The sequence below is a fragment of the Bartonella bilalgolemi genome (assembly GCF_023500045.1).
Taxonomy (GTDB): Bacteria; Pseudomonadota; Alphaproteobacteria; order Rhizobiales; family Rhizobiaceae; genus Bartonella; species Bartonella bilalgolemii.
The window spans coordinates 40,776-58,625 of sequence record NZ_JAMCOF010000002.1 but is presented as its reverse complement, the minus strand read 5'-3'; the positions used below and the strand labels follow the sequence as shown (position 1 = coordinate 58,625).

The 17,850-nt window shown below is 35.5% G+C and carries 13 protein-coding genes; 8 read left to right on the top strand and 5 right to left on the bottom strand.

Annotation, left to right across the window (positions count from 1 at the left end; translation table 11 throughout):
* Positions 1–235 precede the first annotated feature (235 nt).
* The gene (locus M4Z11_RS01615) at positions 236–1,489 is read right to left on the bottom strand and encodes a CCA tRNA nucleotidyltransferase (RefSeq protein ID WP_249675313.1); all 1,254 of its coding nucleotides are present in this window, start codon (positions 1,487–1,489) and stop codon (positions 236–238) included.
* 248 nt (positions 1,490–1,737) lie between these two features.
* Between M4Z11_RS01615 and M4Z11_RS01610 the strand changes: the two genes are divergently transcribed.
* The 5 genes from M4Z11_RS01610 (at position 1,738) to M4Z11_RS01590 (ending at position 10,328) form a co-directional block, all read left to right on the top strand.
* Complete coding sequence (locus tag M4Z11_RS01610) at positions 1,738–2,769, top strand: AAA family ATPase (RefSeq protein WP_249675310.1); 1,032 nt, start codon at positions 1,738–1,740, stop codon at positions 2,767–2,769.
* Positions 2,769–3,680, top strand: coding sequence for a DUF58 domain-containing protein (locus tag M4Z11_RS01605; protein ID WP_249675307.1), 912 nt, complete (start codon positions 2,769–2,771; stop codon positions 3,678–3,680). Before M4Z11_RS01610 ends, M4Z11_RS01605 begins: the two co-directional genes overlap by 1 nt.
* Positions 3,677–6,475 carry a DUF4159 domain-containing protein gene (locus tag M4Z11_RS01600; protein WP_249675306.1) on the top strand — a complete coding sequence of 933 codons (2,799 nt, stop codon included), beginning with the start codon at positions 3,677–3,679 and terminating at the stop codon, positions 6,473–6,475. The genes M4Z11_RS01605 and M4Z11_RS01600 overlap by 4 nt, the downstream gene beginning before the upstream one ends.
* Entirely contained in the window at positions 6,472–8,568 is a 2,097-nt protein-coding gene (locus tag M4Z11_RS01595) for a hypothetical protein (protein ID WP_249675305.1), read from the top strand. Before M4Z11_RS01600 ends, M4Z11_RS01595 begins: the two co-directional genes overlap by 4 nt.
* Before the next feature lie 863 nt (positions 8,569–9,431).
* Positions 9,432–10,328, top strand: a complete 897-nt coding sequence (locus M4Z11_RS01590; protein WP_249675303.1) for a metallophosphoesterase family protein — start codon at positions 9,432–9,434, stop codon at positions 10,326–10,328.
* Between the two features lie 535 nt (positions 10,329–10,863).
* On the opposite strand, the gene M4Z11_RS01585 is transcribed toward M4Z11_RS01590, so the two are convergent.
* Complete coding sequence (locus M4Z11_RS01585) at positions 10,864–11,772, bottom strand: cation diffusion facilitator family transporter (RefSeq protein ID WP_249675301.1); 909 nt, start codon at positions 11,770–11,772, stop codon at positions 10,864–10,866.
* A gap of 741 nt (positions 11,773–12,513) precedes the next feature.
* Here M4Z11_RS01585 and M4Z11_RS01580 point away from each other — a divergent pair.
* Entirely contained in the window at positions 12,514–13,329 is an 816-nt protein-coding gene (locus tag M4Z11_RS01580; protein WP_249675299.1) for a TrmH family RNA methyltransferase, read from the top strand.
* 53 nt (positions 13,330–13,382) lie between these two features.
* On the opposite strand, the gene mnmA is transcribed toward M4Z11_RS01580, so the two are convergent.
* Positions 13,383–14,618: a tRNA 2-thiouridine(34) synthase MnmA gene (gene mnmA, locus M4Z11_RS01575; RefSeq protein ID WP_249675297.1), complete on the bottom strand. Its 1,236-nt coding sequence runs from the start codon at positions 14,616–14,618 to the stop codon at positions 13,383–13,385.
* A gap of 311 nt (positions 14,619–14,929) precedes the next feature.
* On the opposite strand from mnmA, the gene sciP reads away from it, so the two are divergent.
* A complete protein-coding gene (gene sciP / locus M4Z11_RS01570) occupies positions 14,930–15,205 on the top strand; it encodes a CtrA inhibitor SciP (protein WP_249675294.1) in 276 nt (91 codons plus the stop codon).
* Positions 15,206–15,318: 113 nt separating this feature from the next.
* Here sciP and M4Z11_RS01565 read toward each other — a convergent pair whose 3' ends face one another.
* Positions 15,319–15,705, bottom strand: a complete 387-nt coding sequence (locus M4Z11_RS01565; RefSeq protein WP_249675292.1) for a flagellar export protein FliJ — start codon at positions 15,703–15,705, stop codon at positions 15,319–15,321.
* A gap of 465 nt (positions 15,706–16,170) precedes the next feature.
* Here M4Z11_RS01565 and ctrA point away from each other — a divergent pair, with 465 nt between their 5' ends.
* Positions 16,171–16,872, top strand: coding sequence for a response regulator transcription factor CtrA (ctrA, locus tag M4Z11_RS01560; protein ID WP_249675290.1), 702 nt, complete (start codon positions 16,171–16,173; stop codon positions 16,870–16,872).
* A gap of 150 nt (positions 16,873–17,022) precedes the next feature.
* Here the strand turns inward: ctrA and chpT are convergent, their stop codons facing one another.
* Complete coding sequence (gene chpT / locus M4Z11_RS01555) at positions 17,023–17,661, bottom strand: histidine phosphotransferase ChpT (RefSeq protein ID WP_249675288.1); 639 nt, start codon at positions 17,659–17,661, stop codon at positions 17,023–17,025.
* Between the last annotated feature and the right edge of the window lie 189 nt (positions 17,662–17,850).

Here is a 17,850-nt window from a genome sequence, read left to right as displayed (position 1 = left end):
TTGAAGGTAGCTATCAAATTAAATGGTGAGCATATGAACTCTATCGAAAAGATCCGCCCAAGAGTTATATAATTTGAGCTGAATATGAAAATTGCGAATTAGCAAAAACATATTTTTACACCGCAAATAATTACAGAACAATAAAATTGCATAATCACACACCAAATAAAAAAATCTATAAGTAAGACAATCTTTAAAAGAAAATTTCAAAGAACTCCTAACAAAAAAAATAATATTACTGCTCAATTTTTTCTAATAATTTATTACGGTCAATCAAAAAGCCGCTTTCAATCCATAATGTTTCCAACTCTTTGAGTTTTTTTCCTAAAAACATCCCTTTTACCAAACCTCTTTCCAATAAATCCTTGCCACTAATAGGAAAAGTTGGAATTTGCCATTTTCGAGCAAGTTGATAAAGCCTGATATAACATTCTTCTTTTTTAACCACTTTACTATCCTTTAAAGTCTGGTCACGTGCGGCTGCTAAAGACAAAGCTAATTGATCTAAAACTGGTTGCCGACCATAAAAATAAATCAGTCTTTGCATAAAAATATCTGAACAGTCATGATTAATCAGTTCTAATTCCGCCCATTCCTTTAACCGTATTTTCTCTTTATTCGATAAACGTAAACGATGAGCCATATCGTGAAGACGCGTAACATCAGGAGGAATAAGACTTTCTAACCGCAAAAACGGATCAACCTTCCAACCAAAAGCCTGCTCTGTTTTAATAAGTGAGTGGATTGCATCAATACCCCATCTTTCTGTCTCAGGTAAAATGAGCGTCAAAATTCCACTTTGACGCATCCATAAAAGAGCACGTGTTGGATCTAAAGCAGTGAGAAGTTTTTTCATTTCTCCCCAAACACGCTCTGGTGAAAGTTTTTGTAAACCATGTTTTAAACGAGTACATGCTTTCAACCCTTCTGCATCAGGACGCCCTATTCCATACCAAGCAAAAAAGCGAAAAAAACGCAAAATACGTAAATAATCTTCACAAATACGCTGTTCTGCAACACCAATAAAACGAACCGTCCGGGTTGCAATATCGTTTAAACCTCCTACTTCATCATAAATTTCACCAGCTGCATTACAATAGAGTGCATTGATAGTAAAATCTCGACGTTCAGCATCTTTTTTCCAATCGCGACTGAAAATAACTTTCGCATGACGGCCATCCGTCTCAATATCAGAGCGAAGGGTTGTAACCTCATAAGAACACGATTTACCAACTACTGTTACTGTACCAAAATTAATCCCTGTAGGAATAGTTTTAAATCCTACTTCTTCTACACGCTTTATAATCTGTTGTGGCAAACAGGTTGTTGCAATATCAATATCACTAATAGGCTGTTGCAAAAGCTGATTACGCACAGCACCACCAACAATACGAGCTTCCTCACCATCCAGCGACAAAACACGAAGAAGTGTTTGAATATTGCTAGACTGCAACCATGCAACCTGTTTGAAATTGTATTTTATACTCACCCTTTAACCTTTCAAACAAATTTTTATTATTTGCCTCCAAACTTGTAAATTTCAATAAATACAACGCATAATATATTTCTTATAAACCACAATCTTTCTCCGTAAAAATATTCTTAATTTGCGCGAAGAATACAAAAAACAGCTTATTACACTTCTTTTCTTGTTATTTTCTGTTACAAACCATAAAAAGATTTATAATCATAAAGAAGAAATTATTATTTTATGACACATGATTTTAAGGAAAAAATATGAGTCAACATGATACATTATCCCATTCTACTGAAAAGGCGAGTATCAATAACGATGCCTCATTAATTATTAAAGATATTGATGAAGCACACAAAGAACTCGATATTCTACAAAAAGCAATTGACAAAGTTATTTTTGGACAAAGCCATGTAATTGAACACACCTTAACAGCTATTTTAGCAAGTGGACACGCTCTTCTCGTTGGTGTTCCAGGACTTGCTAAGACGCGTCTTGTTGAAACACTCGGAATCGTCTTGGGACTTGATGCAAAACGCATTCAATTTACACCAGATTTAATGCCATCAGATATTATTGGTTCTGAGATAATGGATTCAGATAAAAATGGTCAACGTTCTTTCCGTTATATTCAAGGTCCTATCTTTACTCAACTTCTCATGGCCGACGAAATTAACCGCGCTTCGCCTCGCACTCAATCAGCCCTTTTACAAGCCATGCAAGAATACCATGTCACTATTGCTGGAACACGTTACGATCTACCACAGCCCTTTCATGTGCTTGCAACTCAAAATCCTGTTGAACAAGAAGGTACTTACCCTCTTCCTGAAGCTCAACTCGACCGCTTTTTGATGCAAATTGACATTGACTATCCCGATCTAGCGACAGAACGACGCATTATCTTAGAAACAACAGGTAAAAAAAGCCAAATTGCAAAACCTGTTTTATCCATCAGAAAATTACAAAAAATCCAAAAAATTGTCCGCCAAATGCCAATTTCTGAAAGTGTTGTCGAAGCTATTTTGAAGTTAGTGCGTTCAGCTCGTCCTCATAAAGACAATTCCCTTGCAAACACTTATATTTCTTGGGGTCCTGGTCCCCGGGCATCACAAGCACTTTCACTGTGCGTTCGTGCTCGTGCCCTTTACTACGGACGTTTATCCCCTTCACTTGATGATGTTCAAGCACTCGCCCAACCTGTTTTACAACACCGTATGGCACTTAATTTTTCTGCACATGCTGAAAATATAACTATAAAAGAAATTGTTGCTAATCTCGTGAAAGATTCTCTCTAATGGCTATTGGCACAAAAACTTTTAAAGAAAACCCACAATCACTTGCTGCAACACTACAGAAAGGTGCAGCTAATATGCCGTATTTCCTTTTACAAGCAAACCGTCTTGCCAATACATTAATAACCGGAAGACATGGTCAACGTAAACGCGGCAATGGAGAAAATTTCTGGCAATTTCGTCCTTATGTGCAAGGCGAATCCATTACACATATTGACTGGCGTCGTTCAGCACGTGATGAACATACCTACCTACGTGAACGTGAATTAGAAAGGATGCAAACCGTTTGGATTTGGCCTGATCAAAGTGCTTCTATGCAATATTGTTCATGCTTTTCAAAAATCTCTAAAGGCAATCATGCTATCATTCTCTCCCTTGCATTGGCAAAGTTTCTTGCAAAAAGTGGCGAACATATTGCTATTCCTGGCTTGATGGCTCCAACTATGGCCTCTAATGTAATGGAGCGTATGGCTTTAGCTCTAACGAATCATCAAGTTGAAAATTCATTTCCAAATTTCTCAACTGTAACTCGTTTTTCACAAGCCATAATAATGAGTGACTTTCTTGATCACCCCGAAAAAATTATTGATCAACTGAAAGTGTTAATGACAAAACAAGTCAATGCATATCTCATTGAAGTTACCGATCCAGCAGAAGAACATTTCCCTTACACAGGCCATACAGAATTTTTTGATCCTGAAACAAGAGAAAAACTCCTAGTGAAAAAAGCAGAAAACTTGCGTAAGAATTATCACCAGCTCTACCAAGAAAGACGACAAAAATTAATAGAATTTTGCTTACATCAAGGATGGACTTACCAGGTTAGCTTAACGGATCGTCCCCTGACAGAAGTTATTGTACACCTCGCAAACAAAATGAAATCTTCTAAATCTTACCTAAGGAGATCACTTTGAGTTTTGATGCTCCTTTACTTTTGCTTGGACTTTTGGCCTTACCAGTTATTTGGTGGTTGTTAAGAACGACACCTCCAAGCCCTCATAAAGAACTTTTCCCCCCTTTGCGCCTTCTGCTTAAAAAAACTAATCAACAGGAAACTATCAATCATACACCCTGGTGGTTATTATTGTTACGACTAACCATAGCCGCACTGATCATAATAGCATTAGCACGTCCTACTTGGATTCAAAAACCAATTGTATTTTCTGATTCCCATCCTCTTGCACTTATCATTGATAATGGATGGGCATCCGCTAAAGAATGGGAAAAACGCATTGCAGTTGCCAAATCTTTAATTACACAAGCGGAAAAACAACAAAAAATTATTTATTTTCTCGCAACAGCTGAAAACAATACTCACGATATCGGCCCTTTTTCTGCAGAAACCATAAAACGACATTTACTGCATTTGCGTGCTCGTCCCTGGCCTGTTAACCGCGTCCAATCCTTTCAAAAACTCATAGAACAGATTGGTGAACAACCTCTTGATATTGCATACTTAAGTGATGGTTTGCAAACAAACGAAGATAGTCAGGCTTTTACCCTTATGAAACAGTTAAAGCTTAAAGCATTCTTATGGTATGCGAATGATGTTTCCAACATAACTGGTATAACAAACATAGAAAATAATAATGGAAATATGGCAGCACGTGTCATTCGCACAACTACTTATGGCAAGACTCCAATAACACTCAGCCTTTATGATTTAAAAAATCAACTCCTTGCTCGTTTTACGACAAACTTTCATGAAGGAGAAACGACAGCACTTGTTCCTTTTAATCTACCACTTGAATTACGTAATCACATCGCTTGGATTAAAATTGATGACCAGGACCAAGCTGCTGCGACCTTTTTAATCGATAACCGTAGCCGAATAAACCGCGTTGCCCTTTTATCACCCAACATCAATGAAATGGTGCAGCCTTTACTTTCTCCAATGTACTACGTTATCAAAGCATTACAAGGTCACACACAACTTATAACGAGTGGAGGAGGAGAGCTTTCAAGTGATATTGATCGTTTACTTACCCAAAATCCATCTGTTTTCATTATGGGTGACATAGTTAATATATCAAAAGAAGCAGAAAAAAAGCTATCTCATTTTGTAAATAAAGGAGGGATACTTATCCGTTTTGCTGGAGAGAATCTGAGTGCTACAAAACATTATGATAGCTTATTACCTGTATCATTACGTTCTGGTGAACGGTCACTTGGCAGTATTATGTCGTGGACAAAACCGCAAAAATTAGCACCTTTTGCAAAAAATAGCTTCTTTTTTGACCTTCCTTTTCCAGAAAATATCACTGTCTCGCGCCAAATTCTCGCAGAACCAAATTCAGATCTTTTTGAAAAAACATGGCTTAGTCTTGAAGACGGAACTCCTCTTATTACTGCTGCCAACCAAGATAAAGGTATGCTCATTCTTATTCATACCGCACCTGATCCTACATGGTCAAATCTTCCTCTTTCTGGTTTTTTTACACAAATGTTACAAAAACTTATTACGCTTAGTACACAGGCAAAAGAAACTCAAACGCAAATAAAAAAAATACACAATCCTTGGCAAACACTCAATGCTAACGGTCAATTACAAACAGCTCCCTCTCATGTTATTCCACTCATTACTGATGAACAAAAAGCTCCTCTTCCATCATACCATACCCCACCTGGACTCTATGGTGCTCAAAACAATTTCTATGCTCTTAATTTACTCAATCATGCATCACGCTTAACGACACAATCACCATCGCCTTACTTCTTGGGTGATAAATCTCTACCTTATAATACACAAGAAAAACATTTCACTGGATTTCTGTTAGGAATAACTAGTTTATTATTAGCCCTCGATAGTTTTTTAGTTCTATGGACGGGCAGAGCTTTCCTTTTTAAGAGACAAAGCAATATGCTACTTCTCCTCCCGTTCATAACAGTTTTTCTTGATTCTTTTCCGTATCCATCAACTGTACAGGCACAAATTGTAGAAAACTATGATAACACTATCATACAAGCAGCAGGAGCTACTCATCTCGCTTATGTCGTGACCAACAATCATGAAATCGATGCAACAAGTAAAAGCGGACTAGAAGCACTCAGCCAATTTATAGCAGAACGTACAATGCTTTCACCTGGTCCTGTTGTAGGACTTGACCTTGATAAGGATGAGCTCGCTTTCTATCCTCTTATTTACTGGCCAATTGATACGAACAGCCCTATGCCAACACAAAAAAGTCTTGAAAAAATCAATGCCTTCATGAAAAATGGTGGTGCAGTTTTATTTGACACTCGTGATCAAATAAATGCTAATCTTACCCTTGAAGAAACAGCTACCCCAGCCATACAAAGATTGCGTACTATATTAAGCGGATTAAATATTCCAACAATGGAACCAGTATCAACTGAGCATGTTATTGCCCGCTCTTTTTATATTATGCCTGATTTTCCAGGACTCTATCGTGGTTCCCCTTTATGGGTTGAATCATCCTCAACAAACAAAAAAAACAAAAACTCTATCACTGCAGGTGATAATGTTAGCTCTCTTTTCATTACCGCAAATAACTTTGCTGCTGCTTGGGCGCTAAACGAAAAAGGGACGTGGAAATATCCTCTTATTCCTAATGATCCTATGCAACGTCTGTGGGCATTTCGCGCAGGACTGAATATTGTTATCTATATACTTACGGGAAACTATAAAGCCGACCAGATTCATGTTCCTGCGTTATTAGAGCTTTTTAATAGAGAAAGAAGGCAATGATACAATCTCTCACCTTTCAGCCTTTTTTACCTAGCATTTGGCTTCTTTTTTTAGGAGGTCTTCCCGCTTTTTTTATAATCATTGGCCTTATTACAAGACGTCGCGGAGCTTTTTTACGCTTTCTCGCATTAATCTCTCTTATCCTTGCACTACTTAATCCAATGATCACAAAAGAACAACGTGAACCTGTTAAAAGTATTGTAGGTATTGTTCTTGACCATAGCGAAAGCCAAACATTTGGAACACGTGAAGAAGATAGCAATAAAGCACATACGCAACTAATAAATGCGCTAGCACGTTACCCACAATTCGAACCACGCTTTATTGAAGCTGGAAAGCTTTCTGACAATCATTATGCACCATCAACGAATTTGTTTCACGCTTTAACACAGGCTATATCCAGTATACCACCCTCTCGCTATGCAGGAACGATTTTGATCACGGATGGACAAGTGCATGATATCCCACAGCTATCAAAACTGAACCATGATGCACCAATTAATGCTTTGATAACGGGTAAAGCAGATGAATTTGACCGCCAAATTAAATTTATTGCTCCACCCCGTTTTGCTCTTGTCAACAAGCCACTTATGCTCTCCATTTTAGTAGAAGATAAAGGACAACCTAAAAAACCCATACCAGCACAAGCAAATATTACCGTAAGCATTAACGGTCAAGAAGTCAGTCATCATTCTATAACACCTGGTGTTATCTTTCAAACTGAAGTCACCTTATCTCATGCAGAAAAAAATATCATTCAAGTTACAACTGACACACATGAAGGTGAACTAAGTCTTGATAATAATCGTGCCATAACTGTTATTGAAGGCATTAGAGAAAACCTGCGAGTTCTTCTGATTTCAGGTGCACCCTATAATGGCGAACGTGCATGGCGTGACCTTTTAAAAAGTGATTCTAATATTGATCTTGTTCATTTCACTATTTTGCGTCCCCCTGAAAAAGCAGACAATACACCTATCAATCAATTATCACTTGTAGTCTTCCCTACTACAAAATTATTTGTTGAAGAAATCAATAATTTTGATCTTGTTATTCTTGATGGCTACCAATATTCTAACGTTCTTCCATTGATTTACTACGATTATATTGCCCAATATGTACAAAAAGGTGGAGCATTGCTGATAGTAACAGGGCCTGAATTTACTACAGAATTTTCACTAGCTAAAACACCTCTAATAAGCGTTCTACCAGCACTGCCAAATGGTACTATTATTCAAAAACCTTTTCGCCCTACCCTGACTAAAGAAGGTGAACGTCATCCCGTTACGCGAGGTCTCGCAACACCCACCAATCCCGCTCAGCAATGGGGACGATGGTTACGACAAATTGTAGTCCAAAATACAGGAAAAGCTATTACTATCATGAAAGGAGCTGATGAACAACCACTTTTGCTTCTTTCCCATGTTGATAAAGGTCGTGTAGGAATGTTACTTTCCGATGAAAGCTGGCTTTGGGCGCGAGGTTTTGAAGGTGGAGGTCCCTATGCAGCTCTTTATCGTAGAATTGCTCATTGGCTTATGAAAGAGCCAGAACTTGAAGAAGAAAAATTAAGTGCTTTGAGTGATCATCATCATTTAACAATTCGTCGACAAACGCTCCAAAATCATCCAGAATCAGTCGAAGTAATTTTTCCCTCTGGCAAAAAAAAGAATATCACTCTCACTAAAGAACAAGAAGGTGTATTCACAGGAAATATTCAGACCGATGAAACAGGAATTTTTACTATTCGCAATGGTGATCAAACAGTGCTTTCTACTGTAGGATCAGTCAATAATCCTGAATTATCTGATTTAATTTCAACAGAAGAAAAATTGACTCCTATCAGTAAACAAACTGGCGGTCATGTTGTGCGTTTATGGAATAGAGAAAAAAATGATATTCATCTTCCTCCCATTAAACTAATTCAATCGCAAACAGGAAAAGTATCATCTTCTCCTCATTCAATTGTTCTGAAAGAAGCAACAGAAACTCGTTTGATTAATATCTCTCACTTTCCTATTTTTTCTGGATTTTTAGCATTACTTACCTGTGTTTTATTGTTGAGCAGTGTATGGTATCGTGAAAATCATTAAAAATTCTGAGCGACTTTATAACTACTTGAACGTAATTTATATTTATTAAACGCGTATAATAATATAGTTTACCCTATATCTTTCTAATACACCTTCTTGTAACTCCAAAGCTGACAATCGCTTTTGTTTATGGATGCAAGCATTTGTATTGACCCATGCTTTATCTATTGAATTTTATCTGTTGAAATTCAAAACGACTATAATATTTTTCATCTCCAATCAAAATCACCAAAACAACAGCACAATTTTCCGCTGTTTTTAATATTAAATGTATTAAGCTATTTCCCACGCCAATATTTGTATAATCAGAGTGCAACAGGAAGCCCAACAAATAAGCAATTTGTTGATGTATTTTTATAGGCGTCATCCTTACTGAATCAATAACATAATCTCCAATGCAAATAAGAAAGAAAGTCGATAATCATGCTTTCCACCTTCTCTTAGCAAATAACTTGCACGCATAAAACAATCCGGTCTCAAAACGTCTGACTAATTTTTTCAATCTGAACCTCATGCTTCATTGTTGCAGACCAATAACTAATTATATCACCAGTTGCAGAAAAAGAAAAAAGATTGAGAAACAAATGATGTATCCATCATGAAGAATAGTGAGAAAAATGCATATGTAACAAAAATACCAAATGGTTTCATTTTAAATGCTTTGATTTGCTATCACTTGTTCTTCATAAAACATTGCCCCCTTGCAACAATTTATTTTGCATATTTTGTTCTATCAAAATCAATATCAAAAAACCTATCTAATATCTTTAGCAAACTGTTTTGCATTTTACAATTTTCCATTATCTGTAACAATCAACTGGCTTGCCTTGCTCATTTTTATTGCCTAAATTATTTTCAACGCTATGCTAGCATTCATGTTTTATCTTGCTCATATATCAGATGTACATCTCTCACCCCTGCCACAACCTTCTTTATTTGAACTTTGTGGGAAACGTCTAACTGGGTATCTCAATTGGAAAAAAAAACGCAATAATCAAATGAAACCAGATGCTTTAGAAACGTTAATGCACACATTGAAACAAAAAAAGCCTGACCATATTGTTATTTCTGGTGACCTCGTTAATCTTGCTTTGGAAAAAGAATTTACGCAAGCTCGCAACTGGTTAATTGCTCAAAATAATCCTCAAAATATTTCCCTAACATTTGGAAATCACGATGCTTATGTGCGCGGAGCATTCCAAAAAGCCTGTACTTACTTCCAACCTTGGATTAAAAGTGATTTCCCACAAAAAAATCCTTTTCCCTATATGCGTATTCGCGATAATATAGCGATTATAGGCGCATCTTCAGCTATTGCCACACCACTTTTTCAAGCTTCTGGCTACTTTGATAAACAACAAGCAAAAATTTTATCACAATTCTTAACTAAAGCAGAAACACGTGGTTTGTTCCGTGTTGTGATAATTCATCATCCTCCTTTTCACCATGCCACTTCTTGGCATAAAAAGTTATGGGGTATAGAGCATTTTCTAAAAGTAGTTAAGCACCATGGTTGCGAACTTATTCTCCATGGTCATACTCATTTACCTACGTTGAATATCATTGAAGGAGAAACGAGTAAGATTCCTATTGTTGGCGTTTCTTCGGCATCACAATCTTTCGGAAGCAAAAAGCCCCCTGCAAGTTTTAACTTATTTGCTATTGAATATTTGCATCATCAATGGCACTGCCAATTGCAACGTTATGGTATTATTAATCACAATAATGAAATAGCATGTATTGAAAAAATTGATCTTTAATATTTCGAAAAATAAAATGTTTTCTACTCAAATGTGCTATTTTATAATAATTAGTTATTGTATTAAAATTCCTCTTGAGCAAATTATGGATAAAGAGAATAATAAAAAATATAACTAAACATTAAGCAATAGAAACACATAAACATACCTAGCTTAATCTACTAATTGATATAGGTTATGATCAGTGATACTGTTTACCTGGATGAAGAAATATCAAAAACAATATATCTATATACGAACAAAAAGGCAATTTAAAATCGGCATTTTTCTGCCTATCTTGCTTGGAATTATTAATAACAATTTAAAATATTTCCTTTCTAAAAGAAAAAATTCATACTCTCTTTAGTACAAACTGTTATTGATGCCGAATAATAATAAATCTGAAGTTTAGTATCATTATAAAAACATCAGTAATAATTTTCTTTTATGTGTTTCTGCAACTCACTCTTAAAATCACAAAAAAACAATATCAACAAACATAGCATATATTTACCTTATCTTTGAGAACTGCTCTGTTTATAAAACAAAAAAATTTTTACACAAAAGGAACAACCGCTGTGCCAAGAGGCAATTTAGCCTCATTTTCAGGTTCTACATGAATAGTAACACGCGCATTCTTAAATTCCGCTTCAAGTGCACTCTCAATATTGTTGCAAATCTGGTGCGCCTCTCCTACTTGCATTACAGTTGGTACAACTAAATGAAACTCTATAAAAGTAACCCTACCAGCAACACGCGTTCTTAAATCATGGACTTCAATTGCACCGCGTGCACTAACTGAAATAAGATCACGAATCCGAACAGTTTCATTTAATTCAACTCCAACATCCATGAGCCCCTGAATAGCATTATAAATCACCTTGCCTCCCTGCAAAAGAATATTAATAGCGACAATTATTGCCAAAATTGGATCTAAAACAGCCCACTCAATTATAAACGCAGAAACCAGCCCAATTAAAATGCCAAATGAAGTTAAAACATCTGTCATTAAATGTACTCCATCAGCTTTAAGAGCAGGAGAACGATGAACTTTTCCTTGCCGAATAAGAAGCCATCCCCAAAAAAAATTTATAATAGATGCTACTAAATAAGGACCAAGCCATATCCCAGGTTTTTTGGGTGCTTCAACTGTTATGAATGCTAGCCATGCTTCTCTTAAAATCAAAATTGCCGCAATAATAATAAACACACCTTCAAGAAGAGCAGAAAAATACTCTACCTTATGATGTCCAAAGGGGTGATCTTGATCAGCTGGCTTCATACTTATTTTAACCGCCCACCAAGCCGCTAAGGCCGCAAGAATATTTACAATAGATTCTAGTACATCAGAATAAAGAGCGACTGAGCTAGTGATATAATAAGCCCAATATTTCAAAAAAAATACAATACAAGCCGCCCAAATAGATAATATAGTCAATCTCTGTATCTGTATTTTTTTATCCATAACTCAATGATCTTTTTGATTATAATCAGCGACAATATTTTCAATATATCTTCCAAAACTCTCTGAAAACAAGAAGAAATATAAGAAAAAACAAAACCAATTTTTATAATTGGTCATAACCTCTTACCACAATCCTGGTATATATTGTCTTATAAAAGAATGATTCAGATATTTACTCAACAAAAGTTGATTTCCTACAGATATCAAATACAATTACCCTAACTATTAATAGCTTCTACACAGCTTCTTCTCTATTATCTTTGACTGAAACTAACAACTTTTATACTTAAATACGCTATCCTGACGGATCGCCTACTACTCTTATGATATGAATAGACATAAAAACCAAAATACATAAAACAACTAAGAGTTTCGCTACAACTTTTCTCTTATATTTTAAAAACAACAACCACTATAAACAATTTCACAGAAAAAATAATCACCAAAACCATCTCTGAAATAAAAGAAAATAAGTTCTATAAACATCTCCTAATATAAAAAAAGAACCTGGGTATTGGGAACCCAGGTTCTTTTTCCTTTTAAATAAGGATTTACAGGCTTAGGAAATAGCGGGGACCTAAGATCCTGTACCCGATATGAAAACAATATATTTGCCGCATTCGGTATGGGCTATATATATTTTTGGTTGTATTTTGTCAATAAAAATTCTACTTTAAAGTTTAGAAATAATGTTTTTATCTTCATCTGGTGATTTAAAAAAAATAATGTTAAAGATCCTATATGACTCTGAATATCACTACAATTCATGAAGCCGATGATCCATGTTTGGAAGCTTACCGTAATATTCGTGAAAAAGATCTCGTTGGAAGACAGCATCAATTTGTTGCTGAAGGAAAAGTGATATTATTATCATTGCTGCGTTCAAAAGAGTTTTCTACTTTATCATTGCTTGTTGTTGCAGCACGCCTTCTAAGTATTATGCCCATTTTAAAAGAAACAAAACCAACATGCCCTATTTATTGCGTTCCGCAAAAAATCATGGATGATATTGCTGGTTTTCATGTTCATCGTGGTATGCTTGGCATTGGGCAACGTAAAAAATTGCCATTATTAAAAGAGTTTTTACAAAATCTTCCAGAAAAAGCTCTAATTTCAGTTTTATGTGGCATCTCTAATCATGATAATATGGGAGCTATTTTTCGTAATGCAGCTGCTTTTGCTAGTACCGGTATTATCATTGATAAAACTTCATGTGATCCTCTTTATAGAAAATCAATCAGAGTTTCTGCTGGCGCAACTCTAAACGTACCCTATACACAAGGAGATGATATTGATAGCATTGTAACAGCTTTAAGTAATGCGAATTTTCATCTTTACGCGCTTTCCCCTTCTGCTCCCCGCTATCTTAAAGATGCAAAAGCAACAAAACACACAGCACTTATTTTTGGAACAGAAGGTAATGGTTTGCCAGCACATATTCTACAAAAATCAGAGACTTTGCGGATTCCTATGGCTTATGGATTTGATAGCCTCAACGTTGCCACAGCATCAGGTCTTGCCCTGGCACATTTTGCTGATTTTGATAAACTGAATTAAGACGTTAACATTTCAAATTATCAAATGATATTCTGTTTATCTTATACATTTACTTACGTATATTTATGTAAAAAGGCCGTTTCATCTTTGAAAAAGGGAGAAGTTTTCCTTTTCAAATTGCATAAAATTTTTTTCAACATTTTTTCAGTGTCAGCTGCACGTTCTGCACATGTAATAAATCCACCTCCAAGAACACGTGCTGCATGACTATTATCATTATAAAGAACGCAAGCTTGACCCGGTGCTACACCACTCTCACTTTCCAATAAATCCACAAAAAATAATCCTTGTTTATAATGTAAACGCGCTGAGCGTGGAGGACACGTCGAACGAACCTTTACTGCGACATCAATACCATCAAGAGGAAAATTATCTAACTGTTCATCACCAAGCCAATTCACATCACGTAAAAAAAGTTTACGTGTTTCCAACATCTCACGCGGACCAACAATAACGCAAGCATTTTCTACATCAAGATAAATTACGTAAAGTGCTTCACCAGTTGCAACACCAATTCCACGACGCTGGCCAATAGTATAATTAACAATTCCTGAATGTTCTCCCAAAATCTGTCCATCAATATGCACAATAACTCCAGGATTTGCAGCCTCTGGGCGTAACTTTGTAATAACGTCAGAATATTTTCCTTGTGGAACGAAACAAATATCCTGACTATCATGTTTATTGGCAACAACTAAACCCATTTCGGTTGCTATTTCACGCACATGCTCTTTTGAAAGATCACCTAATGGAAAGCGTAAATAATCGATTTGCTCTTGCGTCGTAGCAAATAAAAAATAACTCTGATCACGATCAGTATCAAGAGAACGAAATAACGCCCGATGTGCCCCATGAGGACGACTTCGAATATAATGACCTGTCGCTAAAGCATCTGCACCTAACTCATACGCAGTTGTTAACAAATCAGCAAATTTAACAGTTTGATTGCAAGAGACACATGGAATAGGTGTTTCTCCATGCGCATAACTTTCTGCAAACGGATTAATCACAGCCTCGCGAAACCGTTCTTCATAATCAAGAATATAATGAGGCACACCCAAAGTTTCTGCTACACGACGCGCATCTTCAATATCTTGTCCTGCACAGCAAGCACCTACACGATGGGTTGCAGCACCGTGATCATACAACTGCAACGTGATCCCCACTACATCATAACCTTCTTTTTTTAAGAGGCCTGCAACAACTGACGAATCAACCCCTCCAGACATCGCAACAACAATACGAGAATTTTCAGGATGCCCTGGCAAATCAAGACTATTTAAACACATACATTTACTCTCTATTTTTTAAAATGCCTGCTCAATATTATGCATTACGCTTTATTTATATTATTTTTTTGTCTTTCCTACAACTAACGAGTGATATCAGATTGTCACAGAAGGAGTTTAAATTAAAAAGCAATCAATTAGAATAAAGATTCTTTCATCAAAAATGACTATAAAGATTATAGCATATTGTTTTATTTATAATATCTACAATTGATTTTATTAATTTTCTTTTTTAACAAGTTTAGTTCTTTTTTAAAACTCATGTATTATATTAAAGCATCTAAATCTTGAATATTACAGTAGAAAATATAATGACTGATTTAATAAAACCACGAATAAAATATGTTATTGGCCCAGATGGAAATCCACTAACAATCACTGACTTACCACCCACAACAACAAAGCGTTGGGTTATCCGTCGCAAAGCTGAAGTTGTTGCAGCTGTGAGAGGTGGATTATTAAGTCTGGATGAAGCATGTCAACGTTATACTTTAACCGTAGAAGAATTTCTTTCATGGCAAAGTTCGATTGATGAACACGGTTTAGCTGGATTACGGACAACTAAAACCCAACAATATAGATATTAAATAATGATGTCGGTTCAAAATTTTATTTCAAAATAAGCCAAGCTTTTTTAAGCTTGGCTTATTTTTTTTCAGCATATAAAATTTAAAGATCTACATAGAATCTTTAGTTTTAACTATCCAACCATCGAGTGGAGTTGAGGAAAAGTGTGATGATCATCTGTTACTATCCTATCACCATTCTTTTCAATCATTTGCGCACGTTGAAGCTCTAGATCAATTTCTTTTAAGGTAATTTTAGCATTTGTTTTCTGCAACTTTAAATCACGAATCGAATCTGTGAGATTATCACGCCTCTGCCGTGCTGCACGAGCAAAAGCTGAATAAGCGAAATGATGAACGTCATCATTTCCAGATCTACGCTCTTCACTAACAATTTGCTCTTCAAGTTCTAATACTATTCGTTCAAATTCTGTGATCATCATCTCAAGCTGTGCAATTTCACGGCGCTTCTCTCGCACTTGAAACATCTTTAATTGCACCATATTCTGCCGCGATTTCATGCCTAAATACTCCTTAACTATACCAAAACTCAAATTAGCGCTCACATATACCCTCTATACTCTCATTTTCATTATTTTCATTGAAAACAAAAAGTAGTTTTTAATTTAAATTTCTTTAGCATTTTTAAAATACTCGGAACAGAGCCTTATTTTAAAAACACTAACTATTCTTTCACATTATGCTCTTCCTAAATCAAAGAGACTTAAATCTCGGTAAATAAATATAAAAATTTTAAAATAATTTCATTAACCTCTTTCAAAAATAAAAATATTTTGTTAACCACTATCTAGGATAGTGGGGGAAACAGCGGCAATTGTTACGCGTACTGCTGAATTATTCATCAGGACTTCAGTATTAGGTATCTGATTTTATGAATTATTTTTTTTATGAACAGTAATTTTACTAACTGTTATGAAGTAAGAAAAGCTCCACTTGATTCGGGAGGAGCTAGATGAGGGAATGAAATGCGCGTATTATTAATTGAAGATGATAAAACAACCACTAAAAGCATCGAATTGATGCTAAAATCAGAAAACTTTAATGTTTACATTACTGATCTAGGTGAAGAAGGTATCGATCTAGGTAAACTTTATGATTACGATATCATTTTGCTTGATCTGAATCTTCCTGATATATCAGGCTATGATGTCTTACGAACCTTAAGACTAGAAAAAATAAAGACTCCCGTGCTCATTCTTTCTGGTATGGGGGATATTAAAGATAAAGTTCGTGGTTTTGGCTTTGGTGCTGATGATTACATGACTAAACCTTTCCATAAAGATGAATTAATTGCACGTATTCATGCTGTTGTACGCCGCTCTAAAGGTCATGCACAATCAGTTATCACTACTGGCGATCTTACTGTTAATCTTGATGCTAAAACAGTTGAAGTTGCAGGTCGTCCTGTCCATCTAACAGGGAAAGAATACCAAATGCTAGAACTTCTATCTCTACGCAAAGGAACTACACTAACCAAAGAAATGTTTCTCAATCATCTCTACGGTGGCATGGACGAACCTGAACTCAAAATTATTGATGTCTTTATCTGCAAACTGCGGAAAAAACTAGATGCAGTATCTTCTGGCGTTAATTATATCGATACAGTTTGGGGACGTGGCTACGTATTACGTGATCCAATTAAAGAAAACATACGAAAAACTGCTTAAGTGACTAAGACTTATAACTATTAAAATCTCGGATATCAGATGCTGAGATTTTTTTGTTGTCTATCAAGAAAAATCCTATAATTATCATTCATCAAGCAGCATCTCAGCTGTCTTATTCTAATTTTAGTATAGTGAAAAATTTCATTCTATTCAGAATTTCTTTATACTTTCTAAAATAATGCAGTCATTGGTTTCATGTATGCTTATTTTCATAGCTGTTATCTCAGCAAGTAATACCGTATAATATAACTGAGCAATACGTGCATCAATTAGCTCTTCCGGCATTGTTCCGTTATATAATTCAATAAAATGAGAAGGAACACGTAATATTTTACCACAAATTTCGAAGCGAAATAAACGTTGATCTGTATTTTCTAAAATTACAACACCTATTTCACCACCTTGAGCAACCGTTGCATTTGCAATCAATAATAAATTTAGCAAAAGTTTAGCTTCATCTTTTGGTAGAAGAAAAGAAGCGGCCTTCCATTTCAAAACTGCTTTTTCTTCTTTCATATATTGTTGAGACACCTGTTCAGCAAAACTCGTATCTATTTTTCCTTCTATCCCTCCTACAGATCCAAAAGCCATCCGCGCAAATTGTAAACGAGCAGAAGCATTTGCAACAGATAGACGCACTAATTGCAAAGCATCTTCATCAGCATTTCCTTCATCATAAAGTTCCATAGCATTTTGAATAACACTAATAGGAGAAATTAAATCGTGACAAATACGACTACAAAGCAAAGCAGCCAGATCAGTCGACTTCAAAGAAACAGCTAACGTCATATTTATTATAACTCCTCAATTCTGAATTTTTTCAACTACAACTTTTAACACCTAACGCATGTATAGAAATTTAACAATCACATTAAAATCTTCTTTTTAGGAATAAATTTAAGAATTTAAATAATTTTATGCCTTATTTTCTATTTATTGGATAAGTATTATAATTCTATCCTCTTGTGTATAATTAAT